General features: G+C 39.5%; 1 protein-coding gene. It reads left to right on the top strand.

The features are described 5' to 3' along the window. Positions 1-169 precede the first annotated feature (169 nt). Positions 170-430 carry a hypothetical protein gene (locus OKC27_RS22875; RefSeq protein WP_270806768.1) on the top strand — a complete coding sequence of 87 codons (261 nt, stop codon included), beginning with the start codon at positions 170-172 and terminating at the stop codon, positions 428-430. Positions 431-511 lie beyond the last annotated feature (81 nt).

Below are 511 nucleotides of genomic sequence, written 5' to 3'. Positions count from 1 at the left end.
CATATCTGGAAAAGGTATTGGATTCAGGGCTGGCTGAATTGAAGTCAATTTAACAATATGTTCACGCTCTCGCCCTGAGCCTATCCCTTGTAATCCATTCTTCACTATCAAAAAACAGTCACGCAAAAGCACTGAAAAAGTTGCTGAGAAGCATATCTTGAGGACGAACATGAGTGTCGAAATCCAAGTTAATATCTTACTAAAAAGCTGGGAAACACTACAGATGCTATCAAAGAGCAATAGTGAATCTGCATGGAATTTAAGAGCTTGGGGATTAAGCTTATGGTCTGCATTAATTGCATATGCCTACACATCACACACTCCACAACTCATCACAATTTCAATTTTTTTATTGATTGCTGTATTTTTTATTGAATTGGCAATCAGGCAGATCCAATATCAATTTATAAATAAACCTGATTACCCATGATTAGCCTTAACCATCCCCTCATATGAGCGAGGCGTGGCGCGGCTTCTGAGGTATGATCGCCATCCTTGACCAGCTAATACC

It is taken from the genome of Aeromonas sp. QDB62 (assembly GCF_027705695.1).
GTDB classification, from domain to species: Bacteria; Pseudomonadota; Gammaproteobacteria; order Enterobacterales; family Aeromonadaceae; genus Aeromonas; species Aeromonas allosaccharophila.
This window is presented reverse-complemented; position numbering and strand designations above follow the sequence as displayed.

Coding starts and splice junctions, on each gene's coding strand:
- OKC27_RS22875 (WP_270806768.1), top strand. CDS start 170: ATGAGTGTCGAAATCCAAGTTAATATCTTACTAAAAAGCTGGGAAACA.